Annotated in this window: 21 protein-coding genes, 2 tRNA genes and 1 pseudogene; 13 read left to right on the top strand and 11 right to left on the bottom strand. The window is 69.1% G+C overall.

The window, feature by feature from the left end; genetic code table 11:
* Positions 1-214 precede the first annotated feature (214 nt).
* Positions 215-1,168, bottom strand: a complete 954-nt coding sequence (locus ACR4XJ_RS13515) for a LysR family transcriptional regulator ArgP (protein WP_434755692.1) — start codon at positions 1,166-1,168, stop codon at positions 215-217.
* A gap of 123 nt (positions 1,169-1,291) precedes the next feature.
* Here ACR4XJ_RS13515 and ACR4XJ_RS13510 point away from each other — a divergent pair, with 123 nt between their 5' ends.
* From ACR4XJ_RS13510 to ACR4XJ_RS13495, 4 genes and pseudogenes are all read left to right on the top strand, one after another.
* The gene (locus ACR4XJ_RS13510) at positions 1,292-1,921 is read left to right on the top strand and encodes a LysE/ArgO family amino acid transporter (RefSeq protein ID WP_434755691.1); all 630 of its coding nucleotides are present in this window, start codon (positions 1,292-1,294) and stop codon (positions 1,919-1,921) included.
* A gap of 97 nt (positions 1,922-2,018) precedes the next feature.
* Positions 2,019-2,999 (top strand): annotated as a pseudogene (locus ACR4XJ_RS13505) (bifunctional transcriptional activator/DNA repair enzyme AdaA); the annotation flags it as partial.
* Between the two features lie 87 nt (positions 3,000-3,086).
* Positions 3,087-3,524 carry a DNA-3-methyladenine glycosylase family protein gene (locus ACR4XJ_RS13500; protein WP_434755772.1) on the top strand — a complete coding sequence of 146 codons (438 nt, stop codon included), beginning with the start codon at positions 3,087-3,089 and terminating at the stop codon, positions 3,522-3,524.
* 25 nt (positions 3,525-3,549) lie between these two features.
* Positions 3,550-4,107: a methylated-DNA--[protein]-cysteine S-methyltransferase gene (locus ACR4XJ_RS13495; protein ID WP_434755690.1), complete on the top strand. Its 558-nt coding sequence runs from the start codon at positions 3,550-3,552 to the stop codon at positions 4,105-4,107.
* A 114-nt stretch (positions 4,108-4,221) separates the two neighbouring features.
* Here ACR4XJ_RS13495 and ACR4XJ_RS13490 read toward each other — a convergent pair whose 3' ends face one another.
* From ACR4XJ_RS13490 to ACR4XJ_RS13475, 4 genes are all read right to left on the bottom strand, one after another.
* Entirely contained in the window at positions 4,222-5,817 is a 1,596-nt protein-coding gene (locus ACR4XJ_RS13490) for a DEAD/DEAH box helicase (RefSeq protein ID WP_434755689.1), read from the bottom strand.
* A 2-nt stretch (positions 5,818-5,819) separates the two neighbouring features.
* A complete protein-coding gene (locus ACR4XJ_RS13485; protein WP_434755688.1) occupies positions 5,820-6,137 on the bottom strand; it encodes a GIY-YIG nuclease family protein in 318 nt (105 codons plus the stop codon).
* Positions 6,138-6,310: 173 nt separating this feature from the next.
* On the bottom strand, positions 6,311-7,039 hold the full coding sequence (locus ACR4XJ_RS13480; protein WP_434755687.1) for a metal-dependent hydrolase: 729 nt from the start codon (positions 7,037-7,039) through the stop codon (positions 6,311-6,313).
* A gap of 74 nt (positions 7,040-7,113) precedes the next feature.
* Positions 7,114-7,713, bottom strand: coding sequence for a UbiX family flavin prenyltransferase (locus tag ACR4XJ_RS13475; protein WP_434755686.1), 600 nt, complete (start codon positions 7,711-7,713; stop codon positions 7,114-7,116).
* Between the two features lie 430 nt (positions 7,714-8,143).
* Between ACR4XJ_RS13475 and ACR4XJ_RS13470 the strand changes: the two genes are divergently transcribed.
* Together ACR4XJ_RS13470 and ACR4XJ_RS13465 are read left to right on the top strand one after the other, a co-directional pair.
* Positions 8,144-8,220 (top strand) — tRNA-Arg (locus ACR4XJ_RS13470).
* An 855-nt stretch (positions 8,221-9,075) separates the two neighbouring features.
* The gene (locus tag ACR4XJ_RS13465; RefSeq protein WP_434755685.1) at positions 9,076-10,731 is read left to right on the top strand and encodes an L-lactate permease; all 1,656 of its coding nucleotides are present in this window, start codon (positions 9,076-9,078) and stop codon (positions 10,729-10,731) included.
* A 171-nt stretch (positions 10,732-10,902) separates the two neighbouring features.
* On the opposite strand, the gene ACR4XJ_RS13460 is transcribed toward ACR4XJ_RS13465, so the two are convergent.
* Complete coding sequence (locus tag ACR4XJ_RS13460) at positions 10,903-11,520, bottom strand: LysE family translocator (RefSeq protein WP_434755684.1); 618 nt, start codon at positions 11,518-11,520, stop codon at positions 10,903-10,905.
* A gap of 65 nt (positions 11,521-11,585) precedes the next feature.
* Positions 11,586-11,661 (bottom strand) — tRNA-Ala (locus ACR4XJ_RS13455).
* A 219-nt stretch (positions 11,662-11,880) separates the two neighbouring features.
* On the opposite strand from ACR4XJ_RS13455, the gene lgt reads away from it, so the two are divergent.
* Complete coding sequence (lgt, locus tag ACR4XJ_RS13450) at positions 11,881-12,681, top strand: prolipoprotein diacylglyceryl transferase (protein WP_434755683.1); 801 nt, start codon at positions 11,881-11,883, stop codon at positions 12,679-12,681.
* 144 nt (positions 12,682-12,825) lie between these two features.
* On the top strand, positions 12,826-13,044 hold the full coding sequence (gene infA / locus ACR4XJ_RS13445; RefSeq protein ID WP_007525542.1) for a translation initiation factor IF-1: 219 nt from the start codon (positions 12,826-12,828) through the stop codon (positions 13,042-13,044).
* A 165-nt stretch (positions 13,045-13,209) separates the two neighbouring features.
* Here infA and ACR4XJ_RS13440 read toward each other — a convergent pair whose 3' ends face one another.
* Entirely contained in the window at positions 13,210-15,171 is a 1,962-nt protein-coding gene (locus tag ACR4XJ_RS13440; protein WP_434755682.1) for an ATP-binding protein, read from the bottom strand.
* Between the two features lie 121 nt (positions 15,172-15,292).
* Complete coding sequence (locus ACR4XJ_RS13435; protein WP_434755681.1) at positions 15,293-16,477, bottom strand: MerR family transcriptional regulator; 1,185 nt, start codon at positions 16,475-16,477, stop codon at positions 15,293-15,295.
* A 397-nt stretch (positions 16,478-16,874) separates the two neighbouring features.
* Between ACR4XJ_RS13435 and ACR4XJ_RS13430 the strand changes: the two genes are divergently transcribed.
* From ACR4XJ_RS13430 to ACR4XJ_RS13420, 3 genes are read left to right on the top strand one after another with little or no spacing between them, the layout of a single operon-like run.
* Positions 16,875-17,939, top strand: coding sequence for a TRAP transporter substrate-binding protein (locus ACR4XJ_RS13430; RefSeq protein WP_434755680.1), 1,065 nt, complete (start codon positions 16,875-16,877; stop codon positions 17,937-17,939).
* A 9-nt stretch (positions 17,940-17,948) separates the two neighbouring features.
* A complete protein-coding gene (locus ACR4XJ_RS13425; RefSeq protein WP_434755679.1) occupies positions 17,949-18,584 on the top strand; it encodes a TRAP transporter small permease in 636 nt (211 codons plus the stop codon).
* A gap of 1 nt (position 18,585) precedes the next feature.
* On the top strand, positions 18,586-19,869 hold the full coding sequence (locus ACR4XJ_RS13420; protein ID WP_434755678.1) for a TRAP transporter large permease: 1,284 nt from the start codon (positions 18,586-18,588) through the stop codon (positions 19,867-19,869).
* Between the two features lie 38 nt (positions 19,870-19,907).
* Here ACR4XJ_RS13420 and ACR4XJ_RS13415 read toward each other — a convergent pair whose 3' ends face one another.
* On the bottom strand, positions 19,908-20,909 hold the full coding sequence (locus ACR4XJ_RS13415; protein ID WP_434755677.1) for a LysR substrate-binding domain-containing protein: 1,002 nt from the start codon (positions 20,907-20,909) through the stop codon (positions 19,908-19,910).
* A 191-nt stretch (positions 20,910-21,100) separates the two neighbouring features.
* Between ACR4XJ_RS13415 and ACR4XJ_RS13410 the strand changes: the two genes are divergently transcribed.
* Both ACR4XJ_RS13410 and ACR4XJ_RS13405 read left to right on the top strand, forming a co-directional pair.
* Positions 21,101-21,232: a hypothetical protein gene (locus tag ACR4XJ_RS13410; RefSeq protein WP_434755676.1), complete on the top strand. Its 132-nt coding sequence runs from the start codon at positions 21,101-21,103 to the stop codon at positions 21,230-21,232.
* Between the two features lie 338 nt (positions 21,233-21,570).
* On the top strand, positions 21,571-22,155 hold the full coding sequence (locus ACR4XJ_RS13405; protein WP_434755675.1) for an NAD(P)H-dependent oxidoreductase: 585 nt from the start codon (positions 21,571-21,573) through the stop codon (positions 22,153-22,155).
* Between the two features lie 81 nt (positions 22,156-22,236).
* Here the strand turns inward: ACR4XJ_RS13405 and ACR4XJ_RS13400 are convergent, their stop codons facing one another.
* A complete protein-coding gene (locus tag ACR4XJ_RS13400; RefSeq protein ID WP_434755771.1) occupies positions 22,237-24,216 on the bottom strand; it encodes a peptidase U32 family protein in 1,980 nt (659 codons plus the stop codon).
* Positions 24,217-24,916: the final 700 nt, after the last annotated feature.

The raw sequence follows: 24,916 nt of genomic DNA, 5'->3' as shown, positions 1-24,916 counted from the left end.
TGCGTGGTTGAGCTTTCCGTTGCTTTTCAAGTGGGTAGCGTCACGGCGTACAGGGTCGTATGTGAAGCCATGCAGCGGCGGGAAACTGTAGCTTCCACACCCTTTGCCCATCGGACCAAATGAAAAGTTTGGGAGGATGGGGGGTACGGGGGGAAGGAACCTTTTTTAAAAGGTTCCTTCCCCCCGTACCGTTTTTTCATTTCATCTTTCCCGGCTACTCCTGCCCCAGCACCTGCCGGGCGTGGGCGACGACGTGGTGAGTGAGGGCGTCGAGCAGGCGGGTGCGCAGGCCCCAGCAGTGCCAGAAGAGGCGGATGGGCACGGCGCGGCCGGGGGCGAGATCGACGAGGCGGCCATCGGCGAGGTGGCTGCGGGCCTGGGGCAGGGGGATCATGCCGTAGGCAAGGCCCTGGGCCACCACGTCCACGAACCGTTCGGACGAGGGGATGTAGTGCAGGGGCAGGCGCAGCCCGTCTGCCGCGTCGCGGCCGAGCAGCCCGCGCAGGAACTGGTGGTGCACCTCGTCGGCGCGGTTGAAGATCACGGCGGGCGCGCGGCACAGGGCGGCCTCGGCGAGCCCGGCGGGGAACCAGCGCGCGGCGAACTCCGGCGCGGCCAGGCACAGGTAGTCCACCCGGCCCAGGGGCAGGCAGCGGCAGCCCTGCACGGCGGCGGCGCGGGTGGACACGGCGGCGGTCACATGGCCGTCGCGCAGCAGCAGGTGAGTGCGCTCCTGGTCGTCCACGGACAGGTCCAGCAGGGCGCGTTCCGTGCGCAGGAACGGGGCCACGGCGTCGGGGAACCACGTGGCCAGACTGTCCGCGTTCACGGCCACGGGCAGGGTGGTCCACTGGATTTCCGGTGTGTCCGGCGCGTCCGGGGAACCGGGCGGGGCGTCGCCGCCGGTTCCGCCCTCGGGCCGCAACGCGGCGGCAAGGTCGGTCTCCAGCAGGCCCACCTTGTCGCAATGGGCCAGCAGGCGGCGGCCCTCGTCGGTGGCGCGGGCCGGGGTGGCGCGCACCACCAGAACGGTGCCCAACTGGTCCTCCAGCGCCTTGACCCGCTGCGACACGGCGGACTGCGTCAGGTGCAGCACCCGCGCGGCCCGCTCGAAGCCCCCTTCGCGGATCACGGCGGCCACGGCCTCCACAAGTCGGTAGTCGAGCATGGCTGATCATTAATATTGCTTATGCAACAGCACAACAAGTAATTTCACGCATGACGCGGAACAAGGTAGAGCAGGGACGTCACGGCGGATCGCCGGACTCCAGACCTGTTTTCGGAGAGCGTCATGCACCTTGCCCCCTACCTTCAGGGCCTTGGCATCGGGGCCAGCCTAATCATCGCCATCGGCGCGCAGAACGCCTTCGTGCTGACCCAGAGTCTGCGCCGCAACCACCACATGGCCGTGGCCGCGCTGTGCGCGCTTATCGACGTGGTGCTGATCGCCGCCGGGGTGGCCGGAGTGGGCACGGCGGTTGCCGCCAGCCCGTTGCTGCGCCAGGGCGCGGCCGTGGGCGGCGCCGTGTTTCTGGCCTGGTTCGGGTTCGGGGCGCTGCGCTCGGCCCTGCGTCCCGGTATTCTGGAGGCCGACCGGGCCGTGGGCGACGGCGGCCGCACCAGCCTGCGCCGGGTGCTGGGGGCCACGCTGGCCGTGTCCCTGCTGAACCCGCACGTGTACCTCGACACCGTGGTCATGCTGGGCGGCATCAGCGGGCACTACCCGGCGGCCGAACGGGCCTCCTTCGGCGCGGGCGCGGCCACCGCCTCGTGCCTGTGGTTCTTCGCGTTGGGAGCGTGCGGCCGGGTGCTGGCCCCGCTGTTCCGCAAGCCCGTGGCGTGGCGGGTGCTGGACGGCAGCGTGTGCCTGGTGGTGTGGGGCGTGGCCCTGTCGCTGGCCCGGCAGGTCTGGGCCGGGTAGGGGCGCGGGCATGTTTCGCGGGCAGGGCAACCATGTCCGAAAACGGCTGGAAATATGGCGGCAGGGTGGTAGGCTTCGCCGAAAGAGGTGAGGACCCGTGCCCAATGACCAGCACAGCGCATGGTATGCCGCATTCAAGGCAAAGGACCCCCGGTTCGATGGCCGGTTCTTTGTCGGCGTGACGTCCACGGGCATCTACTGCCGCCCCGTGTGCCGGGCCAAATTGCCAAGGGCTGAAAACTGCACGTTCTACGCAACCGCCGCCGCCGCGGAACAGGCGGGCTTTCGGCCGTGCCTGCTCTGCCGCCCCGAAATCGCGCCGGGGGCAGCGCCCCTGAACGTGCCCCTGAATGTGCCCCTGAATGTGCCTGTGGACGCGGCCGCCTCTCTTGCGCGGCGCGCGGCGCGACTGCTGGAGGACAACTGCGGGAGCGGACACGGCGTGGAGGAACTGGCCCGCCGCCTGGGCTGCACGGGCCGCCACCTGCGCCGGGTGTTCATGGCCGAATACCACGTCACGCCCGTCCAGTACCTGCAAACATGCAGGCTGCTGCTTGCCCGGAACCTGCTGGCCGACACGGACCTTTCGGTCATCGACGTGGCCATGGCCGCAGGCTTCGGAAGCCTGCGGCGGTTCAACGCGCTGTTCAGGAAGCACTACCGCCTCGCCCCCACCGCCCTGCGGAAGCAGGCGGCAGCGCACGGGAAGCAGGGAACGGGCGTCACCCTGGCCCTGGGGTACCGCCCGCCCTACCAGTGGCAGGCGATATTGGAGTTCCTCGCGGCGCGCGCCATTCCGGGCGTGGAACTGGTCCGGGATGGCGAGTATCTCCGGACCGTGCGGTTCGCCACCGGGACGCCACGGGCGGTGTCCGGCTGGATACGGGTGGGATGCCAGCCGGGGAAACGGGTGCTGACCGTCACCATGGATGCCGCCCTGCTGCCGGTCCTGTCACGGGTGCTGGCGCGCGTGCGCCAGTTGTTCGACCTGCATTGCGATCCCGAGACGATTTACGAAACCCTGTCGTCCATGAACGACATCCGGCCTGGCCTGTGCGTTCCCGGAACCCGGCTGCCCGGCTGCTTCGACGCCTTCGAAATGACCGTGCGCGCGGTCCTGGGGCAGCAGATCACGGTCAAGGCCGCGGGAACCCTGGCGGCCCGGCTGGTGCAGGCCCACGGCATTCCGGTCGAAACCGGCATCGCGGGGCTGACCCGCGCCTTTCCCGCGCCCGAAACCATCATGGCCCTTGAGGGGGCCGGGGCCATCGGCGACCACCTCGGCCCGCTGGGCATCACGGGCGCGCGGGCGCGCACCATCCTCGCGCTGGCAAGGCTGTTCGCGGCCGGGGACGCCGATTTCGGCCACAGCGCGCCGCCGGAAGACGGCATCAAAACACTGCTGGCCGTTCCGGGCATCGGCATGTGGACCGCGCACTACATCGCCATGCGGGCCATGGGATGGCCCGACGCCTTCCCGCACACGGACCATGGCGTCAGGAAGGCCCTCGCCCCCCGGACGCCGGAGCAGATACTGGCCCTGGCGGAGTCATGGCGTCCCTGGCGCGCCTACGCCACCATCAACCTGTGGAATTCCCTGTAACCGGCACACCGTGCAAGGAGCCCGCATGCTCTATACCACACAGTATTCGTCTCCCCTCGGGCCCATCCTGCTGGCGAGCGACGGCGACAACCTGGTGGGGCTGTGGCTGGAAGGGCAGAAATACTTCGGCGGCACCGTTGCGGAAGAGCGTGTTCCCAGGGACGACCTGCCCGTGTTTGCCATGGTCCGGGAATGGCTGGACGAGTATTTCGCGGGCGGGAAGCCGGACATTGCACGATTGCCGCTGGCCCCGCGCGGCAGCGCCTTTCGCAGGGCGGTATGGGCGCTGCTGTGCGAGATTCCGTACGGCACGACCACGACCTACGGCGAACTCGCCCGGATCATTGCCGCCCATACCGGCAGGACCGGCAGGACGGGCAAGGCCGGCATGTCCGGCCAGGCGGTGGGCGGGGCGGTGGGGCACAATCCGATCTCCATCGTCATTCCGTGCCACCGGGTGGTGGGGGCCGACGGCAGCCTGACCGGCTATGCCGGGGGACTGGAAAAGAAGATCCGCCTGCTTGAACTGGAAGGCGCGGACATGGCCCGGTTGTATGTCCCCACGAAAGGGACGGCGCTCTAGAAACAGCCGCGAAGGGCACCATCGCATCACCCGTCCATAAATATACAGAAGGGGAGGACACGTTGCCGTGCCCTCCCCTTTTTGTTGTCCGTGCGGCTGCGTGAACCGGCGTGGCTATTCGCGTTCCCTCGGCGTGGCGGGCTCCACCCCCAGGCGGAAGCCCCGGATCTGGTTGCCGTTCATCACCGAGATGACTTCCTGGGCGTAGTCGGCGGGCACTTCGACAAAGGACACGCGGTCGCGGATGTCGATGGCCCCGATCATGCGGCCGGGGATGCCGGTCTCGCCGGCGATGGCCCCCACGATGTCCCGCGCGGTGACGCGCATCTTGCGGCCCACGTTCAGGAACAGGCGCACCATGCCGGGTTCCGCGCCGGTGCCCGCCGGGGTCTTTTCGCCGCCGGGCACGGCGTCGCCCAGTTCGCGGCGCATCAGCAGCTTGAGCAGGGCGGCGGCCATGTCCACGGTGGTCACGTCCTCGTCCAGGAACGATTCCACGATGTCGGTGTACTTTTCCAGCTCGCCCGCCTCGATGTGGCGGCGCACCTCGGCCAGCAGCTGGTTGGTCTTCACCGTGGCCACGTCGCTGGAGGTGGGCACTTGGTGCTGCACGATGTGCGCCTTGGTGAACTTCTTGATGTCGCGCAGTTTGTAGAAGTCGCGTCCGGAAACGAAGGTGAACGCCCGGCCGGAACGCCCGGCGCGGCCCGTGCGGCCGATGCGGTGCACGTAGTGCTCGACGGCGTTGGGGATGTCGTAGTTGACCACGGCCTCCACGTCGTCCACGTCGATGCCGCGCGCGGCCACGTCGGTGGCGACAAGGATTTCGATGCCGTTGCTGCGGAAGCGCGCCATCACCCGGTCGCGCTGCGACTGGTTGAGGTTCCCGTGCAGGCCGTCGGCTTGGTAGCCGCGCCCCTGCAGGTGCTGGGTCAGTTCGTCCACGCCGCGCTTGGTCGAGCAGAACACGATGGCGCGCTTGGGGTTGTACAGGTCCAGCACCCGGCACAGCGCCTCCAGCTTCTGGAAGGGCCGCACCTCGTAGTAGATCTGCTCGATGCTGGGCACGGTGACCTGCTTCTGGGTCACCTTGAGGAATTCGGGCGTCTTCAGGAAGCGCTGGGCCAGTTCAAGGATGGCCGGGGGCATGGTGGCGGAGAAGAACACCGTCTGCGCCTCGCCCGGCACGTGGCCGAGGATGTGCTCGATGTCGTCGCGAAAGCCCATGTCCAGCATTTCGTCGGCTTCGTCCAGCACGGCCATGCGCACCGTGGAAAGGTTGATTGTGCCGCGCTCCATGTGGTCCATGACGCGGCCGGGGGTGCCCACCACCACCTGCGCGCCGCGGCGCAGGGCCTTGAACTGGCGGTCGATGGGCTGGCCGCCGTACACGGGCAGCACGTACAGGCCGCGCTTGCGCGAGGCCAGTTGGGTGAGTTCTTCCGCCACCTGGATGGCCAGTTCGCGCGTGGGGCACAGGATGATGCCCTGGATGTCCTTTTCGCGCGGGTCGATGCGCTCCAGCAGGGGGATGCCGAAGGCCGCCGTCTTGCCGGTGCCGGTCTGGGCCTGGCCGATGACGTCGCGGCCGTCCAGGATGTGGGGGATGGCCAACGCCTGGATGGGCGAGGTTTCCTCGAAGCCCATTTCTTCGATGGCCTTCAGGATTTCCTTTGAAAGGGGCAATTCTTCAAAACGCATAGTTTCCATTGTCATTCCTTCGTGCGCGGGGCGCTCGGCCGCGCCGCGACGGGAAGTGCGCCTGCGTAATGTGCCAGCGCTTCCTGCTTCCTGTCGGGGGGCAGCCGTTTGACGTGATGCTCGGCCTTCTGTGCACTGCCGCGGTCAGGGAACGGGGCGGTGGCGATCAGCGTGACCGGGCGGCGCGAGCGCGTGTAGCGCGCGCCCCTGCCCCGGTTGTGTTCGCCAAGGCGCCGTTCCATGTCCGTGGTGACGCCGCAGTACAGCGTCCCGTCGGCACAGCGCACCAGATAGACAACCCATTTGTATGTTACCGCCGCGTGTTCCATGGAGGTACCGAACCGGGGCGCTTGCCCCGTTCGCTCCGGACCTCCCGCGCACGATGCCAGACATGCGCGAAACCGGAGGCGATGCCCGCGCCCGTGGGCCGGAATCCGCATTCCGGCGCGTGGAGCGCAAGGCGTGTTGCAGTGTTGACGATGCGGGTCCGTGACCCGCGCAATTAACAGTATGCGCAGCCCCGGCCATCCTCGCCCATATCCAGGGTGACGGTGTCGCCGGGCTTCATGTCGAACAGCCGGCAGTCGGGGGCATGGTTGCGCAACTGCTCGCGGAAGCGCTCGGTGTTCTGTTCCAGCACCGGAAAGGTGCCCCAGTGCATGGGCACCACCGAGCGGGTGCGCAGCATGGCGCTGGCCATGGCCGCCTGCCGCGCGTCCATGGTGAAGGTGCCGCCGATGGGCAGCATGGCCAGGTCGATGGAATACAGCCGTCCCCACAGCTCCATCGACGAGAAGATGCCCGTGTCCCCGGCGTGGTAGAAGGTGAGCCCGCCCGGCATGGTCACGATGTACCCCACGGGCGCGCCCGATTCGGACGAGTGGAAGGCCTGGGTCATGGTGACGCTGACGCCCTTGTGCGTCACCGTGCCGCCGATGTTGAAGCCGATGGAGTTCAGCAGCAGGCCGGGGCGCAGCCCTTCTTCCAGCAGGCGCTGGGCCGTGCCCACGATGCACCCCAGCAGCGCGCCGGTGGTGTTGCAGATCTGCACCGCCTGGCCCACGTGGTCGCCGTGGTCGTGGGTGACCAGCACGAGATCGGGCGGGGCGATGCCTGTCCACGGGGTGGACGCCGAGGGGTTGCCCTCGAAGAACGGGTCCACGAGCACGTTGGCTCCGTCGCAGGAAATCTGGAAATTGGCGTGGCCGTGCCATGTGAGGCTGTATTGCATGGTATGATCCTGCCTTTCCGCAAAAAGGTTTCCGCGTCGCGCCGCGCCGGAGCGCGGCTGTTCCCCGTCCGCGGCTATTCCCGGTCCATTTCCCGGGGGGCCTCGCCCCAGCGGGCGGCAAGGGCGTTGGGCACGCCGATCTGGTCCAGAATGCGCCCGGCAAGGTGGTCCAGGATGTCCTGCACGCTGGCGGGCCGCGCGTAGAAGCCGGGGCAGGGCGGCATGATCACCGCGCCCGCTTCGGCGGCGGCCAGCATGTTGCGCAGGTGCACCCGGCTTACGGGCGTTTCGCGCACCACCAGCACCAGCGGGCGGCGCTCCTTCAGGGTGACGTCGGCGGCGCGGTGCAGCAGGTTGCTGCCGGTGCCGTGGGCGATGGCGGCCAGCGTGCTCATGGAGCAGGGGCAGACCATCATGCCGTCGTGCGGCCACGAACCGCTGGAGGGCGGCGCGCCGAAGTCGCGCGCGTCGTGAACCACGTCGGCCAGGGCCAGCAGGTCCTCCGCGCGCAGGTCCGACTCCAGGGCCAGCACTTGCCGGGCCGCGTCGGACACCACGAGGTGCACCTGCGCGCCGCCGGGCAGGGCGCGTGCGGCGTCGCGCAGCCCGCGCAGCAGGGTGACGGCCAGGGGCATGCCGCTGGCGCCGGATATGCCGACCACGAAGCGCTTCATGAAATCTCCGGAACCGGACCCGTCCCCCCCATGGCGTCGTGCGCTGCTGCCGCGCGGCGCGCGGAGAACCGGCGCCCCGATGGTTCGGACCAGACCGATACCGTACCGGCCGGGGCGGAAAGAATCGGGCGGACGGCGATCAGGGCGGGAGGGCGACGCGATGGAGGTGGGGTGCGGATGTTTTTATCGAAAATGTGCACGGCGCGCCATGCCTGCAAGGCCGCCCGACACGATTTTTTTCAAGACCGTCACACATTGGCGGCCATGTGGCGGCGTGGACCGCCATTCGGAGCGCTCCGGTCGCGTTGCCGCCCCGGCAGGGGGGCATGCGTCCGGTGGACCCCTTGCCGGGCCGCCGTGACGGGGCGTGCCCCGCGATCACATATGTCTTGACAGTGCCGGTAGGCAAGCGATAGTTGTCCCGTTTCGCGGGCAATTAGCTCAGATGGATAGAGCGTTGGCCTCCGGAGCCAAAGGCCACAGGTTCGAATCCTGTATTGCCCACCACGCGACCGACACGGGGCGCCCTGACGATCTGCTTGATCGGGGGCGCCCCGTTTCCGTTGTCCCGGCCCCCCGGATATTCCCCCGCCCTCCCCGTTTTTGTGTCCGCCCCCTCCGCCCGGCAAAAAATAATGTGCGACTCGGAATTTTTTTTATCCGATTTTCCGGACGATAATGAGCGTACGCTCGATTTTTATACGGCAATACCATTGAATGATGGTGTGCCCAGCCACACTGATTCCCGCCACTTGCCACCCGCTCAGCCCGCGCCAGTGCTGCGCCAACAGCCCTTGCCGCAAGGCGAATGCCGGGGGCTTGCGCTCCGGGCGCCCCGCCGGGGCGCGCCGCGCGCGTGCCGGGAGCGAAAACAGGCTTCAACATGATGGAAGATGCCGGGGTTGGACAGTGGGTGAAACATCCCGCAACGCAAGGGTACTGGCCATGAATTCACCATGACGCATGCCGCCGTGCTGCGGGGTTCGGCAACAGGATGTATCTGGACTCTTGCAATACGAAAATCATATTCAATGAGGAATTATCTGGCGATATGAATCATGCAGCATGAGGAAACAAGTTCGTGATAATGTCTCAATCCTTCATACATGGCGTGGTCAGTGGTTTGTATACCGCCTTTGTGCTGTCTTACAGATATTGTTTGTATAAACAATGAAGTGTTGTGTGTCCGAAGATGTGGAGGCCGGGCCGTTTTTTCCTGAAAACATGCACCAAGTCCGAAAAAAAAGATTGATCCGTTTGTCTTGAAGTCGTGTATTCCTTGAGCTAATGCGACGATCAAGAACAAGCCCATGGGCTGGGGCCGGTGCAGGCCCTCATCATAATCCGTAAGGGAGGAGTTTCATGAACTGGGTGCAGAACTACGATCCGCTCTCGAACATTCTTTTGTCGGCGCTGGTCGCGGCCGTGCCGCTGTACGTTCTTTTCTACATGCTGGCCGTGCGCCGCGCGAAGGGTCACTTCGCCGCCGCCCTCGGCACCACCGCGGCCGTGCTGCTCGCCATCCTGGTGTGGGGCATGCCCGTGAACCTGGCCGTCAACGCGACCCTGTACGGCGCCGCGTACGGGCTGTTCCCCATCGTCTGGATCGTCATCACGGCGGTGTGGATCTACAACATGACCGTTGAATCCGGCGAATTCGAAATCATCAAGGATTCGCTGGCCCGCCTCACCGACGACCGCCGCCTGCAGGCCATCTTCATCGCCTTCGCGTTCGGTTCGTTCATCGAAGGCACCGCCGGTTTCGGCACCCCCGTGGCCATCACCGCCGCCATGCTGGTGGGCCTGGGCTTCAACCCGCTGTACGCCGCGGGTATCTGCCTCATCGCCAACACCGCCCCGGTGGCCTTCGGCGCCATCGGTATTCCGATCATCGTGGCCGGTCAGGTCTCCGGTCTCGACACCATGCACATCAGCCAGATCGTCGGCCGTCAGCTGCCGTTCCTGTCGATCATCGTGCCCATGTGGCTGTGCGTGACCATGTGCGGCTTCAAGCGCTCGCTGGAAGTGCTGCCCGCCGTCCTCGTGGCCGGCGTGTGCTTCGCCGGTTCGCAGTACGCCTTCTCGAACTTCCACGGCCCGACCCTGCCCGACATCATGTCGGCCATCATCACCATCATCGGCATGGTGCTGCTGCTGCGCGTGTGGAAGCCCGCCAGCACCTGGCACTTCCCCGACGAAACCCCCTCGGCCCTCACCGGTCCCTCGCCCTACTCCCTCGGTGAAATCATCCGCGCCTGGACGCCCTACATCATCCTGGCCATCATGGTGTTCTTCTGGGGCCTGCCGGAAATCAAGCCCTACCTCGACGGCGCCCTGGGCGGCGGGTTCGCCCCGCTGGCCGCCAAGGGCTTTGCCTGGCCGGGCCTGCACAACGCCATCGAAAAGACCATGCCCATCGTGGCCGCCAACGCTCCGTACGGCGCCATGTACAAGCTGAACGTCATCTCCGCCGCCGGTACCGCGATCCTGTTCACCGGCCTGCTCGCGGTGCCCATGATGCCCAAGTACGGCTACGGCCAGGCCATCCCCTGCCTGTTCCGCACCATGCATCAGCTGCGCTTCCCCATCCTGACCATCGCCATGATCCTTGGCCTGGCCCAGATCATGAACTACTCCGGCATGAGCTCGACCATGGGCCTCGCCTTCACCAAGACCGGCTGGCTGTTCCCGTTCTTCTCGCCGCTGCTGGGCTGGCTGGGCGTGTTCCTGACCGGTTCGGACACCTCGTCCAACGCGCTCTTCAGCGGTCTGCAGCGCACCACCGCCACCAGCGTGGGCATGGATCCGCACCTGGCCGTTGCCGCCAACTCCTCGGGTGGCGTCACCGGCAAGATGATCTCGCCCCAGTCCATCTCGGTCGCCACCGCGGCCACCAAGATGGTGGGCCAGGAAGGCCAGCTGTTCCGCTTCACCCTGTGGCACTCCGTGGGCATGACGCTGTTCATCTGCGTGCTCACCATGCTCCAGGCCTACCCGCTGAAGTGGATGCTGCCGTAGCGTGACGGACTTTCGTCCGAAAGCGCGGGGCGGGCATGAATGCTCCCGCCCGCCCCGCGCCCCGCGTGCACCCGCCGGGCGAAAAAAAAGCACCCCCTGGACCTGGTCCGGGGGGTGTCCTTTTTTGTCCGATGCCTGGACCCGCCTTGCGGGCGCGGTCCGGGCGGGCCCCTAGCGCCTGCTGACCGCCAGCATGCCCGCCGCGCCGAACAGGATGGCGGCCGTGGCCTTGTGCTGGACGTGCTCCAGCGACCGGCGCCGCAGCCAGCGGAACACCCGCGCCCCGAACAGGGCGTAGGACACCGCGCTGCTGCCCTGGATGACGAAGAAGCTGGCCGCCAGGATGCAGAAGTGCGCGGTGTAGCGGGCGGGCTCGATGAACTGCGGGAAGAGCACGGTGAACACCAGGATGGACTTGGGGTTGGACATGCCCGTGGCGAAGCCCAGGCAGAACTGCCTGCGCGGCGTGGGGGCCGGGCGGGCGTCCGCGCCGTCCCCGGCCATGGGCGCGGCACGCCAGTTCTTCAGGGCCAGCGCCACCAGGTAGGCCACGCCCACCCACTTGATGCAGTTGAACACCGCCACCGAGCCCTGCACGATGGCCCCCAGCCCGAAATACACCACCACCATCTGCGCGCAGTAGGCGCACGAGCCGCCCAGGATGGCGGGCACGGTGCGCGCGAAGCCGTTGCGCACGCTGGTGGACATGGAGAACATGGTCATGGGCCCCGGCGTGTACGCGATGGCCGTCATGAGCAGGAAATAGGTGAACCAGACGGTGGGCGCCATGCTGCCTCCCTGTGGGGCACGAAAAGGCGCAGGGGTTACCCTTTCGGATAACCCCTGCGAAATTCTGGTGGAGCTGAGGAGAATTGAACTCCTGACCTCTTGAATGCCATTCAAGCGCTCTCCCAACTGAGCTACAGCCCCAAGCGGAAGTAGGTTCTTGCCCGAAACCCCTGGGGTTGTCAACAACCTTGTGCCGAATCGGCGCGGGACGGATGGAAATTCCGGCGGACCGGGTCCGCGTTCATGGCCCGGCATTGACGGATGCGGGCGCTGGTCGTACCACAGCCTCGGGTGTTTCGCCCTTGCGCGCGCCCCGTCGCGCCAGCCTTTTCCGCAACCACAAGCAGCTCCGGAGCCCCGATGCTCACGTTTCCCCGCATAGACCCCGTGGCCATCTCCATCGGCCCGTTGCAGTTCCGCTGGTACGGGCTGATGTACCTGTTCGGCTTCGTCTCCGGGTGGTGGCTGGGCCGCCGCCGCGCCGCCCGGCCCGGCAGCGGCTGGCAGCCGCAGGAAGTGGACGACATGGTTACCTGGGCCATCTTCGGCGTGGTGCTGGGCGGGCGGCTGGGCTACATCCTGTTCTACGACCTGGCCTATTACGTCAGCCAGCCCGCCGCCATCTTCCAGATCTGGCACGGGGGCATGTCCTTCCACGGCGGCCTGCTGGGCGTGCTGTTCGCGGTGTGGATGTACGCCCGGCGCACCGGGCGCGAATTCATGTCCGTGGTGGACTTCGTGGCGCCGCTGATTCCGCCGGGGCTGTTCTTCGGCCGCATCGGCAACTTCATCAATGGCGAACTGTGGGGCGCGCCCACCACGCTGCCGTGGGCCATGGAGTTCCCCGACGGCGGTCCCTTCCCCCGCCATCCCTCGCAGTTGTACGAGGCCGCGCTGGAAGGCGTGGCGCTGTTCGCGGCGGTATGGTGGTTCTCCGGCCGCAAACGGCCGGTGGGCGCGGTGTCCGGCCTGTTCGGCGTGCTGTACGCGGTGTTCCGCTTTGCCGTGGAGTTCGTGCGCGAGCCCGACCCGCAACTGGGCTACCTGGCCTTCGGCTGGCTGACCATGGGCCAGGTGCTGTGCCTGCCGCTGTTCGGCGTGGGGCTGTGGCTGCTGCTGCGCGACCGTGGCGCGGCGGAGAGCCCCCCGTCGGCCACGTGACCGTTCCGTCCGGCTCCGCTGCGGGGAGGGGCCGCGAACCCTTGTGCGGCGCGGTTTTGTTGACAAAACCGGCGTTATGTGAAATGGCGGTGCAGTTGATTTGCCCCGCCAGCACGGGGTCCGCGAGAACGAGACGGAGGAACCATGGCAAAGGAAGATGCCATCGAGGTTGACGGCGTGGTGCAGGAAGCCCTGCCCAACGCGATGTTCCGCGTGGAGCTCGAGAACGGCCACGAAGTGCTGGCCCACATCTCCGGCAAGATGCGCAAGTTCTACATCCGCATCCTGCCCGGCGACCGCGTGAAGGTGGAACTTTCGCCGTACGACCTGACGCGCGGCCGCATCACCTACCGCATGAAGTAGCCTCCGTCCCCCGCCGCCACCCCGTTCCGCATGCCGGACGGATGGTGCGGCCTCCCCGGTCTTGCCTTCCTTGCCCGCCGTTTCCGCGCCCCGCGCGGCAGTGGCGGGCTCGTTGCGTCTGGAGGCGTGTCCGCCCGGCAGCGTTGTGGGGGAGACGGGCTGCCATCACGCCGTGCGCGGTGGTCCGGGCGATCCGTCCGTGCCCTGCTCCGTGTCCGCGTCTTCGGTCACGCCGTCGTCCATGCCATCATCCGGGCCATCATCCGGGCCGTCGCCGGGGCCGTCATCGTACGGGGCGTCGCCGTCCGGTTCCTCGTCATCGGCGTCCTCGGCGTCCTCGGGTCGGGGCGCGAACAGCATGACGAAAAACGCGGCCCCGGTGCGGGTGGCGGCATCCAGCGGGCTTTCCACCCAGATGTCGCCGCCGTGGCTCATGACGATGCGGCGGCAGATGGCGAGGCCCAGGCCCGCGCTGCCGTTCTTGGCCCCGTCGCCGTCGCGGTCCAGCCGGTAGAACCGCTCGAAGATGCGTTCGCGGCTCTTTTCCGGAATGCCCGGCCCCTGGTCGCTCACGCACAGGGTCACCCGGCCGTCGGCGGCGGTGGCGGAAACCCCCACCCGCGTGCGCGGCGGGCTGTACTTGATGGCGTTGTCCAGCAGGTTGCGGAACACCTCCACCAGCCCGTCGCGGTCGGCCAGCACCGGCAGCGGGGCGGCTCCCACGCCGTTTTCCAGCACGATTTCCTTGCGCGCGGCCACCGGCTCCAGTTCGCGCAGGGTCTGGCGCAACACCTCGGCGGCGTCCACGCCGGTCAGGGCCACCTTGTCGCCCTTGTGCTCCGAGCGGGCCAGCACCAGCAGGCTGTTGACCATCTTGGTCATGTGGTTGGCGTTCTTGAGGATGGTGCGCAGGAAGGCGGACATCTGGCCGGGCGAGGCGGGCGGCCCTTCCAACAGCGTTTCGGCGTAGCCCTTGATGCTGGTGAGCGGGGTCTTGAGTTCGTGCGAGACGTTGGCCACGAAGTCGCGGCGGATGTGCTCCAGCTTTTCGCGCTCGCTGATGTCGTGGAACACCAGCACCATGCGCTGGCCCGAGGCGTCGCGGAAGGGCACCAGCGAAATCTCGAAGGCGCGCCCCTCGCCCAGGTCGGTCTGCATGCTGGCGCCGCGCGGGTCGGGCGACACCAGCATTTCGTCCACCATGCGTTGCAGTTCGGGCTTCATGGTGGCCTCCAGCGGGGTGGCCCCCAGCTTGTTGCCGATGCCCGTGAACATGGCGGTGAGCGCGCGGTTCATGGAGTCGATGCGCCCGGCGGCGTCCAGCACCATGACCCCTTCGTGCATGCCGTTGAACACGGCCTCCAGCCGCCCCTTCTGCTCGTTGAGCTGGTGCAGGTGCTGTTCGATGTTATGGGCCATGCCGTTGATGGCGTGGGCCAGCGGCCGCAACTCGCGGCCGGGTATGTCGCGGATGCGCCGGCCGAATTCGCCCTGCCCGATGGCCTGCGCGGCCATGGCCATGGTCTCCATGCCGCGCAGCAGCGGCCGGGTGACCAGCAGGCCCAGCGCGCCGCTGGCCATCAGCGAGAACAGGAAGGCCCACACCAGCCCCTTTTCCATGCGGTCCAGCCGGTCGTGCACCACGGACAGCGGCAGGGCCAGGCGCAGGGTGCCGGGGTCCAGCCCGGCGATGCCGTCCACCTTGCGGGCGGCGTAGATCAGGTCCTTGCCCAGGGTGGCGCTGAAGCGCACGTCGGTGCCCAGCGTGCCGGACCGGGCCTCCACCACCTCCGGCCGGTTGGCGTGGTCCTCCAGCGTGGACAGGCGCTCGTAGGGCACGTCGGAGTCGGCCGTGACGTGGCCGTCCACGATGTAGGTGATGCGGGTGCCCGTGCGGCGCGAGAGTTCCGTGACCCAGCCGTTGAGATGCCGGTACGACGGGAAGGGCGGGTGCTCGCGCAGCAGCCAGTAGGTGGTGTCCACGTCCTCGGCGGCGCGGGCCTTGGCCTCCAGCAGCACGTCGCGGCGCAGGGTCTTGTCGAAATAGAGATAGGGCGGCAGCAGCGCCACGATCAGCAGCAGCCAGGTGCCCACGACGAGCCGTTTGCGCAGGGAGTACTGTTTCATCGTCCTTGTCTCGCGCCGGTTCGTGTCGCGTCCGTCACGCGGATGTTACAATTCGTCGAACGTGTGTCGGCCCGCGCCAGCCGTGGGTCTGCCCGCCCGGATGTGGCAACGGCGGCAGGCCCTAACCCTGCACCGCGCGCAGGAACCCGTAAATCTCCGTGGGGTGGCTTTCCACGCCGTTGGCCACGTAACGGCGCACCACGGCCACCTGGTTGCCGCGCGGGGTGACCGACTCGTCCACCAGCAGGACCACGTCGTAGGGTTCGGCGGCCTGGGGCTGTTCCAGGGTCAGCCACCATCCCCCGTCTTCGGCGGGCTCGCTGCGCAGGGCGTAGTGGTCCGGCGGCTGGAAGGCGAAGGCCAGCATGGCCTTCAGGTCGTTGATGCAGAAGCGGCCGCGCGCCCGCCCGGCCACGCCCAGGAATTCGCCCTGGGGCGACTGCACCACCAGCGGCAGGGCCAGCAGGTGGCGCGGCGGGTCCTGCGGGGCGGGAAAGGCGGCCTCGGGCATGTCGGGCGCGCCGGGCGCGTCGGACGCCGGGACGGCCATGCCGCCGGGGAAGGGCACCACCCGGCCGCCGGAGGTGGCGGCGTGGGAGAGCTTGGCTGAAGTGGCCCCGTCGTCCCCGCCGGTCTCGCCTGCGGGAGCGGCAGGCGCGGATACGGCGGGGGCTTCGGGCTGGGTGGACAGAGTGGGGGCCGTGGGAACCGTGGCGCGGGGAGCGCCCACCGGCGCGGGCGCGTCCAGTCCGGCGTCGCCCGGCGCGGTGCCCAGCAGGGCTTCGAACCGGGCGGCCAGGGCCTGCGCCTCGTCCAGCCAGGCGGGACGGCCAACCGCGCCGACTGCGCCGTCGCCGAGGGGGGCCAGGCCGCCGACCAGGGTTTCGATGTGCTGCACCCGCTTCAGGATGGCGTTCTGTTGTTGGGTAAGCCCCACCATGCTCTTGGCCAGGTTGCTCACCGCCAGGGTGAAGTCCTGCGGCAGTTCCACGCGCGCGGGCTGCGGCGGCGCGGGGGGGACGGCGTCTTCCGCGTCGTCCCGGGCGTCCCTGGACGGGGCCTCCGGCGATATCCACGCGAATTCGGCGGCCAGGCGGGCGCGCACCTCTTCCACCGACATGCCCATCTCGAACAGGTCGCGGATGCGCAGGGACACCGCCGCCGCCTCGGCCGTGAAGCGGATGGGCTTGCCCTGGCTGGCCACCGGGATGCAGTCCGGGAACTTGCGGCGGTAGCTCTTGACCGTGGTTTCGGAGACGCCCAGCATGCGGGCGAGGTCGCGGTGGGTGAGGTTGCCTTCGGTCATGGGAAATCCTTTGCTGTGTCTCGGATGGTGCGATGGCGTGCCGCGCGGCGGCGGTGGCGGGGCGATCACGCGATGGCGCGGGCCCCGTACCCACCGTACCCACCGGCCGGGCGCGGGTGCGCGCTGCGGCGTTGTGTGCTAGGCTGAATCCGTCCGGAAAATCCGGCGCGACGGCCAACGGAACGCGACGGGGGTTGAACCCCGCCGCCCGAGCGGCTATGGTGCGCGCCCGCCGCCGGGCCGCCCCTGCCGGGTGAACGGATATCGCATGCTTATCATGCGACTATCGGTATTTCAACCTGTGATGACAAGGGGTTCGAGTCAAGATATCGTGCGCTTTCCGCAGGGTTTATGATATGACGCCCGGATTCTTTCCGCCATCCGGCGAGGACCGCCCATGCACCGCCTTTTCCGCGCCATCCGTCCGTTGCCGTCCATCCCGGCCTGCTGCCGCCGGGGGCGCGTCCTGCGCCGTGTCCTAGCGGCGGCCCTGACAGTGGCCTGCCTGGCGGCCCTCCTGCCCGGAACGTCCCGCGCCGCCAGTGCCGCCGTCGAACTGACCCTGGCCGTGGTGACCACGCCCGGCTCGGCCCAGCACGTCTGCGCCGAGCGGTTCCGCCAGTTGCTGGAAGAGCGCTCGCAGGGGGCGTACCGGGTGGTGGTGCACCATTCCGGCACCCTGGGCACCGAGACCGAAATCCTGCAACAGCTGCAACTGGGCGGGGTGCAACTGGCCATCATCACCCTGGGCGTGCTCGACCCGTTCGTGCCCGAGGTGAAGGTGCTGGACTACCCCTTCCTGTTCCGCGACGCGGCCGAGGCCGACCGCGTGCTGGACGGGCCGGTGGGAAGGGCGCTGCTGGATACGCTGGAGCGGGTGGGCCTGAAGGGGCTGCACTTTTCCGAGAACGGCTTCCGCCACCTGACCAACAACGTGCGCCCGGTGCGCACCGTGGACGACGTGCGTGGCCTGAAGATCCGCGTGCTGGAATCGACCCTGCACCGCGAACTGTGGCGCGCCCTGGACGCCAACCCCACGCCCATGGGCTGGCCCGTCTACGCGGAATTGCAGCAAGGCGCCATCGACGGGCAGGAGAACCCCCTGTGGGTCATCGCGGAATACCGCATGCCCGAGGTGCAGCGGCATCTTTCGCTGACCGGGCACGTCTATTCCGCCCACGCGGACCTGGCCAACCTGGCCTGGTTCAACGGGCTGCCCCAGGCGGACCGCGCGCTGGTCATGCAGTGCATGGCCAACGCCGCCGCGCACCAGCGGGCGTACAACCGCGAGAAGGACGCCGGCTACCTGCGCCGCCTGCGCGAGGCGGGCATGCAGGTGGTGGACGCGCCGGACCTGGCCTCGTTCCGCGCCCGCGCCGACGCGTTGCGCCAAAGCCCCCTGTTCGCCGAACCGCGCACCCGCGACATGCTGGCCCGCGTGCTGGCGGCGGTGGGGCGCTAGGGGCCGGGCATGACCGCCGAACCAATGTCCGCACCCCCCGCGCCCGAGTTCATGACCACGGACAACGGGAACGGGGGCAACGGCGCGGGCGGGCGGGGTCCCGGCCCTGCCGCGACGCGGGCGCTGCTGGCCGTGGCCGCGCGCTGCGACGCCGTGGCCCGCGTCTGGCTGGCCGGAACCACCCTGGCCATGGCCGGGCTGCTCACCGCGCAGGTGGTCTTTCGCTACGCGTTCAATCATTCGCTGTTCTGGTCCGAAGAACTGGGCCGCGCCCTGCTGGTGCAACTGACCTTCATCGGCGCGTCGGTGGCCTGGCGCGGCCGGGCGCACATCGGCATGGACGCGCTGGTGGCGCGGTTTTCCCCGGAGTGGGCATGGCGGGCGCGGCTGCTGGTGCTGTGCGTGTGCGTGGCCTTTTTCGCGGCCGTGGCCTGGCACGGCGCGCGGTTCACCCTGTTCTTGCTGCCGCAGCAGACGGCGGCCCTTGGCGTGTCGCGGGCCGTGGTCTTCATGGCCGTGCCCGTGGGCGGCGCCCTGCTGACCCTGCACGGGGTGGCGGACCTGCTGGCCCACCTGTGGCCCGGCCCGAATACGTCCGGCCCGAATACGTCCGGTGGGGATGCCCCCGCGCGGGAGGGCTGCTGACATGGTGGGCCTGATCCTGTTCGGCGGCATGGTGCTGCTGTTCGCGCTCAATGCGCCGGTGGCCGTGGCCCTGGGCGGGGCGGCTTTTGCCGCCGTGCTGGCCAAGGGGCTGTCCATGCCCGCCGGGCTGGAGCCCATGCTGGCCGTACAGCGGCTGTACGCCGGGGCGGATTCCTTTCCGCTGCTGGCCGTGCCGCTGTTCATGCTGGCCGGGGAACTGATGTCCGCCGGGGGCATCTCGCGGCGCATCGTGGCCCTGGCCGATGCCCTGGTGGGCCACCTGCCGGGCGGACTGGCGGCGGTTTCGGTGGTGTCGGCCATGTTCTTCGCCGGGGTGTCCGGTTCCGCCGCCGCCGACACGGCGGCCGTGGGGTCCATCCTCATCCCGGCCATGATCCGGCGCGGCTATCCGGCCCCGCTGGCGGGCGCGGTGCAGGCCGCCGGGGGGTGCATCGGGGTGATCATCCCGCCCAGCATCCCCATGATCGTGTTCGGCGCGCTGACCGGTGCCTCCATCGGGCGGCTGTTCGCGGGCGGAGTGCTGCCGGGGCTGCTCATGGGCGCGTCGCTGGTGGCCCTGTGCGTGGTGGAGGCGCGCCGCTCCGGCCGGGCGCCGGAACGGCGCTTCGACGCGCGGGCCCTGTGGCCCGCCATCCGCTCCGGCGCGTGGGCGCTGGGCGCGCCCGCCATCATCCTGGGGTCCATCATCGGCGGGGTGGCCACGGCCACCGAGTCGGCGGCCATGGCCGTGGCCTACGCCCTGCCCGTGGGCCTGTACGCCCACCGCGAACTGCGCTGGCGCGACCTGCCGCGCCTGGCCCGGTGCGCGGGGGTGACCTCGTCGGTGGTCATGCTGATCATCGCCGCCGCCTCGCTGTTCGGGTGGGTGATGGCGCTGGAACGGCTGCCCCAGTCCATCGCGTCGTGGATGCTCTCCCTGTCCGGCGACCGGGTGGCGCTGTTGCTGCTGGTGAATCTGCTGCTGCTGGTGGTGGGCACCTTTCTGGAAACCACCGCCGCCATCCTGCTCTTCGTGCCGGTGCTGGTGCCCCTGCTGCCCGCGCTGGGCATCGACCTGGTGCACCTGGGGGTCATCGTGGTGGTGAACCTGGCCATCGGCATGCTCACCCCGCCGCTGGGGGTGTGCCTGGTGGTGTCATGCTCCATCGCGCGCATTCCGCTGTCGGCCATCAGCCGGGCCATCGTGCCCATGCTGGTGGTGCTGGTCATCGACCTGCTGCTGGTGACCTTCTGCCCGCCGCTGGTGCTCTGGCTGGGCGGGTAATCCGTCCCACAAGGGCCGCGCGCGGGCCCCGCGCGGTCCTAGTCCGCCGGGTCTTCGTTTTCCGCGTCCTCTCCGGACGTTTCGTCACGGCGCGACGGGGCATCGCCATCGGGCATGCCTCCGCCCCCTTCCCCGCTGAAGCCGCCCACCACGTCCAGAAAGCCGCGCAGCAGGGCGTCGTCGCGCCCGGCGCGCCACACCAGGTCCAACCGGATGTCCGGCAGGCCGGGCGCGCCTCCCGGAACATGGGCGGCGTGCTCCACGTCGCGGTACACCACGCCCTCGCGCGGTTCGCTGCGGGCGGAGGCGGGCACGATGGCCGCGCCCACCCCCGCCGCCACCAGGGCGCGCTGGGTGTTCAGTCCCACCGCCTCCTGCGCCACCTCGGGCGAGAAGCCCGCCGCGCGGCACGCGGCAATGACGGCGTCGTACGCCGCCGGGAACACCCGGCGCGGATAGAGGATCAGCGGCACCCCGGCCAGCGCGGACAGGGGCACCGCCGTGCGCGCCGCCAGCGGGTGACGCGCGGGCAGGGCCACCACCTGCGGCTCGTGCAGGAACGGCGCATGGTCGAAGCCGTCCGGCAACCCGTCCAGGTTGCGCAGCAGGCCCACGTCCAGTTCGCCGGATTCGATGCGCCGCAGTTGCAGCAGGGTGCCCATTTCGCGCAGTTCCAGCCGCACGCCGGGGCAGCGCGCCCGGTAGGCGGCCACCGCCCGTGGAAAGCGCGTGGCCGCCGCGCTGACCACGAAGCCCAGCCGCAGCCGCCCCCGCTCGCCCCGTGCCGTGCCGCGCGCCCGTTCCACCGCCGCGTCCAGCCCGGCCAGCAGGTCGCACACGTCGTCGCGTAGGGCCTCGCCCGTCGGGGTGGTCCGCACGGTACGGCTGGTGCGCTCGAACAGGCGTACCCCCAGTTCTTCTTCCAGCGCCTGGATCTGCTGGCTGAGCGGCGGCTGCGAGACGTGCATGCGCCGGGCGGCCCGCCCGAAGTGCAGTTCTTCCGCCACGGCCAGGAAGTAGCGCAACTGGCGCAGTTCCATGATTGATATCCATTGCGTATTGATTATCGAGAAAATTCGAATTGGACATATCATTCGGTGCGCCGTAGCGTCCAGACCATGGACGCGGCCTTCCGGCCGGTTGGTGCCATACGGACAGGTGGAGCACGACAGGCGGTTCGGGATGTTCCCGGCCGCCCGCTCCATCCACCCGCACGCCATGGGAGCACGCCATGTTCGCCTTCGCCATCATCCAGCCCCGCCCCGACAGACGCCCGCCCGTACTGGTGCGCCTGGCCCTGGCCGTGCTGATGGGTCTGGTGCTGGGCGTGGCCATGGGGCTCGGCCCCACGCTGGCCCCCTGACGCTCTCTCCGTTCGACCGCCACGCGCCCACGGGTCCGCCTGAAGCCCGGACGCGCGAAACAGGACGCCCCCTACCTGCCGGAGGGGGCGTCTTTTGTCGTGCCGTGACCGGGGCGGCGCAGTGGCGAAGCATGCCGCCGGGGCAGAGCGCCAGACCCACGCACCAAAAAGTGCCTGCTTGACCGGGGAGCCCGGCGGAATATTCTGGAGACAGTGACAAAATGCGCCCGGCCCTTTCCGGCAACGCACCAACGCCGTCGATCCCCCCGCCCCCGGCCGTTGGGGGCCGTTCGGGACGGCCGCCGCACGGGCGGGCGCACAGCCGCAGCGAGGTTGCCATGAACGTCCTGATCATCAACGGGCACGAGCCCTATCCCCATTCGCCCGGCGCGCTGAACCGCCACCTGACCGAACTGGCCCGCGCCACGCTGGAAGGGCTGGGCCACGCCGTGCAGGTGACCGAAACCAGCAAGCCCTACGACGTGGAGGCGGAAATCGCCCACCACCAGTGGGCCGACCGGATCATCGTGCAGTCGCCGGTGAACTGGATGGGCTTTGCGTGGAGTTGCAAGAAGTACATGGACCATGTCTATTCCATGGGCACCGACGGCAGGCTGTGCAAGGGCGACGGGCGCAGCCGTTCCGCGCCGGAGTTGCAGTACGGCTCGGGCGGGGCGCTGCGCGGCAGGCAGTACATGCTTTCGCTGACCTTCAACGCGCCCGCCGAGGCCTTCGGCGACGCCGGGCAGTACCTGTTCGGCGGCAAGACCGTGGACGACCTGTTCTTTCCCGCGCACATGAACTTCCGGTTCTTCGGCATGACGCCGCTGGAAACCTTCTGCTGCCACGACGTGATCAAGAACCCGCGCATCGAAGAGGATTGCGGGCGGTACCGGGCGCACCTCACGCGGCTGTTCGGGTAGCGCGTTGTTTCGTGCGAAGAAAAAAGACGCCCCCTGCCAGGGGGCGTCTTTGCTTCGGGCGGGCGAGGGGACGATCCGGCGTTACAGCAGCGGAATGTCCCAGTTGAAGGGGCTGGTCCTGCGGGGTTCGGGCACGGTCTGGGGCGGGTGCTCGTCGATGCGCACGAACAGGGTGTATCCGGCGGCCTCCAGTTGCGGGCGGCGGTCCTCGATGTCCAGCGGCCAGCCGGGGTAGATCCAGGTGTTCTGGCCGTAGCGGCGGGCCCAGAACACCTCGTTCTTGGGGCTGGTGAAGGGCTCGCCCGGCTTCAGCCCTTCCAGGTGATGGCGGGTGACGCCCATGGGCCAGTAGCCGGACAGCACCACGCCCAGCGGCAGGCAGCTCTGGCGCGGCAGGGCCAGGATGTCCTCTCCGGGCAGTTCGGGGCTGACGATGGCGGCGGCGAAGCCCAGCGTGCGCAGCACGGCCAGCGCGGCCGGGTTGGACGTGTTGCAGAAGGGACCGGCGGTCAGCACCAGGTCGCGCCGGGCCTTGTCGTCTCCCGGTTCGCCGAACAGGGCCACCTGCCACGGCGCGTTGAGCACGAAGTGGCGCGCCCCGTCGCGGGCGGCCTGCCGGGCCATGCGCACCCACTGGGCCTCCTCGTCCGGCCAGATCACCGGCGGCAGCCACCACGAGATGCGCGGGTACAGCGTGCGCGACACCTCGCGCAGGGCCTTGGGCGACAGCCACAGGCCCATCACCGTGCCGGGGCGCACCCCGGCCTTGCCCTCGCGGCCGTGCGGCAGCGAGCCGCGCAGGATGACGTCCAGCGGCCGGGCGGGCTTGCCGGGGGCGGGGTATGCCGGGGTGAAGTCCACTGCGCCGCCTTCGCGGTCCCCATTGCGCATGGCCCCCCGATGGCGCTCCAGCTTGGCCTGCCAGGCGCGCACCTCGCGCGTCAGTTCCGGCTCGCGGCGGTCGATGAGGAACACCGGCGTGCCCGATTTCGGCGTCTTGTGGCGCGGCAGGCGCAGGGTGAAGGTGCCCGCCTTGGGCACGTGGCGCGCCACTGGCAGGGTGGAATGCCACGATTCGTCCTCGTAGCCGATGCGCAGCAGGTCCTGCGGCAGCAGATTGAAGCGGGGCTTGAAGAAGATGTCGCCCTCGGGGTTCTGGCCGATCTTGCCCGCCAGCAGACCGGAACTGGTCTGCTCGCCGGGGGCGGTGGGGTCGTCTCCGCGCTGGGGCAGGAACCGGGAGTGGGTGCCGGGGCGGCCAAGGGCCATTTCCAGAATGTCCTCGGCCTGCTTGCGGGCCTTGGGGTCGTCCGGATTGTCGCGCAGCAGCCGGTAGGCCGACACCGCGTAGTACACGTAGTGCGGCCCCTTCTTGCGGCCTTCGATCTTCCACGAGGCCATGTGCGGCACCGAGAGCAGCGTTTTCGCCAGCACGTCCAGGGAAAGGTCGAGGCACGAGAAGAAGCGCCCCTCGCGGCCCTTCTGGCGGTACACCCGGCGGCAAGGCTGCACGCAGCGGCCGCGCAGGCCGCTTTTGCCGCCCATGTAGCTGGACCAGTAGCAGCGGCCGGACACGCAGTAGCACAGCGCGCCGTGCACGAAGAATTCAAGGTCCAGGCCGTCGGGGCAGGCGGCCCCGCAGGCGCGGATTTCGTCGATGTTCAGTTCGCGCGGCAGGATCACCCGGCTGGCCCCCAGGTCGCGCGCCACGGCGAGCGCGGCGGGGTGGGTGACGTTGGCCAGGGTGGACAGGTGCAGTTCGCCCGCGAACCTGGCCTGCCGGGCGATGTCCAGCATGCCGAGGTCCTGCACGATGAGCGCGTCGGGCCGCACGTCGCGGGCCAGGCGGGCCACAAGGCGTCCCGCGGCGCCGGGATCGCCGGGCTTGAGCATGGAGTTCATGGCCACGTAGATGCGGCGGCCTTCGGCGTGGGCCAGGTCCGTCAGCGCGGCCAGTTCGCCGGTGGCGAAGTTTTCCGCCTGCATGCGGGCCGAAAAGTGCTTCAGGCCCAGGTACACCGCGTCGGCACCGGCGGCGAAGGCGGCCAGCGCGGCCTGCATGTCGCCCGCCGGGGCGAGGATTTCGGGCGTGCGCAGGCCGTCGTCCGTTTGGGCGGTGGTGGAGGGGGCGTCGTCGGAACGGGCCGGTGCTCCGGATGCGGCAGCCCCCGTGGACGCGCCGGAGGGCAGCAGTTCCGCCAGTTCCGCCTCGGTCAGGCGGACGCGGCGGTGTTCGCGTTCCGGCGCGCGGCTGTCCACGAAGTCGTCGGCCTTGTTTGCCGGGCGCGCCGGACCGGAAGGACGGGCCGGGCGAGAAGGCCGATCCGTCCGGCGATCGGAGCGGTCGTCCGGCCGCCCTTTGGAGCGGCGGCCGCCGTCGCCGGATGCGCCGCCCCCGGCGCGCGGGTCGGTTGACCAGTCGTTGTCGTGGTCCCGCTTGCCGGGCTTTTTCGGACCGGCCGGGCGCTTGCCCGTGGCGGCGGCGCCCTTTGGGCCGGATGCGGGGCGTGAAGGCTTGCTGGACATGGATATGTTTCTCCGCGGGGGATGAAATATGCGTGGGGGAGGCCCGCCGGGCGAAAAGGCCGGATATGGCCGACGTGCCGGGGGCGGCGTTGCGGCGGGGACGCGGGGGCGTCGCGGTGGCCGCACGGGGAGCAGTGCATCTAACCATAGAACGCCCGCATGGCAACCGCAATGACCCGCGCCCCGGAAACCCGCGCCGCCGCATCCTCCCGGCCCCCCACCGCTTGACCCGGCC

Source organism: Nitratidesulfovibrio sp. D1, from assembly GCF_051133415.1.
Taxonomy (GTDB): domain Bacteria; phylum Desulfobacterota; class Desulfovibrionia; order Desulfovibrionales; family Desulfovibrionaceae; genus Cupidesulfovibrio.
The sequence above is the reverse complement of the archived record's forward strand: the minus strand, read 5'-3'. Positions and strand labels throughout refer to the sequence as shown.

Coding starts and splice junctions, on each gene's coding strand:
- ACR4XJ_RS13415 (WP_434755677.1), bottom strand. CDS start 20,909: ATGGAACTGCGCCAGTTGCGCTACTTCCTGGCCGTGGCGGAAGAACTG.
- ACR4XJ_RS13510 (WP_434755691.1), top strand. CDS start 1,292: ATGCACCTTGCCCCCTACCTTCAGGGCCTTGGCATCGGGGCCAGCCTA.
- ACR4XJ_RS13405 (WP_434755675.1), top strand. CDS start 21,571: ATGAACGTCCTGATCATCAACGGGCACGAGCCCTATCCCCATTCGCCC.
- ACR4XJ_RS13435 (WP_434755681.1), bottom strand. CDS start 16,477: ATGACCGAAGGCAACCTCACCCACCGCGACCTCGCCCGCATGCTGGGC.
- ACR4XJ_RS13490 (WP_434755689.1), bottom strand. CDS start 5,817: ATGGAAACTATGCGTTTTGAAGAATTGCCCCTTTCAAAGGAAATCCTG.
- ACR4XJ_RS13420 (WP_434755678.1), top strand. CDS start 18,586: ATGGTGGGCCTGATCCTGTTCGGCGGCATGGTGCTGCTGTTCGCGCTC.
- ACR4XJ_RS13495 (WP_434755690.1), top strand. CDS start 3,550: ATGCTCTATACCACACAGTATTCGTCTCCCCTCGGGCCCATCCTGCTG.
- ACR4XJ_RS13465 (WP_434755685.1), top strand. CDS start 9,076: ATGAACTGGGTGCAGAACTACGATCCGCTCTCGAACATTCTTTTGTCG.
- ACR4XJ_RS13485 (WP_434755688.1), bottom strand. CDS start 6,137: ATGGAACACGCGGCGGTAACATACAAATGGGTTGTCTATCTGGTGCGC.
- ACR4XJ_RS13425 (WP_434755679.1), top strand. CDS start 17,949: ATGACCGCCGAACCAATGTCCGCACCCCCCGCGCCCGAGTTCATGACC.
- ACR4XJ_RS13460 (WP_434755684.1), bottom strand. CDS start 11,520: ATGGCGCCCACCGTCTGGTTCACCTATTTCCTGCTCATGACGGCCATC.
- infA (WP_007525542.1), top strand. CDS start 12,826: ATGGCAAAGGAAGATGCCATCGAGGTTGACGGCGTGGTGCAGGAAGCC.
- ACR4XJ_RS13440 (WP_434755682.1), bottom strand. CDS start 15,171: ATGAAACAGTACTCCCTGCGCAAACGGCTCGTCGTGGGCACCTGGCTG.
- ACR4XJ_RS13475 (WP_434755686.1), bottom strand. CDS start 7,713: ATGAAGCGCTTCGTGGTCGGCATATCCGGCGCCAGCGGCATGCCCCTG.
- ACR4XJ_RS13480 (WP_434755687.1), bottom strand. CDS start 7,039: ATGCAATACAGCCTCACATGGCACGGCCACGCCAATTTCCAGATTTCC.
- ACR4XJ_RS13400 (WP_434755771.1), bottom strand. CDS start 24,216: ATGCAGGCCGCGCTGGCCGCCTTCGCCGCCGGTGCCGACGCGGTGTAC.
- ACR4XJ_RS13430 (WP_434755680.1), top strand. CDS start 16,875: ATGCACCGCCTTTTCCGCGCCATCCGTCCGTTGCCGTCCATCCCGGCC.
- ACR4XJ_RS13515 (WP_434755692.1), bottom strand. CDS start 1,168: ATGCTCGACTACCGACTTGTGGAGGCCGTGGCCGCCGTGATCCGCGAA.
- lgt (WP_434755683.1), top strand. CDS start 11,881: ATGCTCACGTTTCCCCGCATAGACCCCGTGGCCATCTCCATCGGCCCG.
- ACR4XJ_RS13410 (WP_434755676.1), top strand. CDS start 21,101: ATGTTCGCCTTCGCCATCATCCAGCCCCGCCCCGACAGACGCCCGCCC.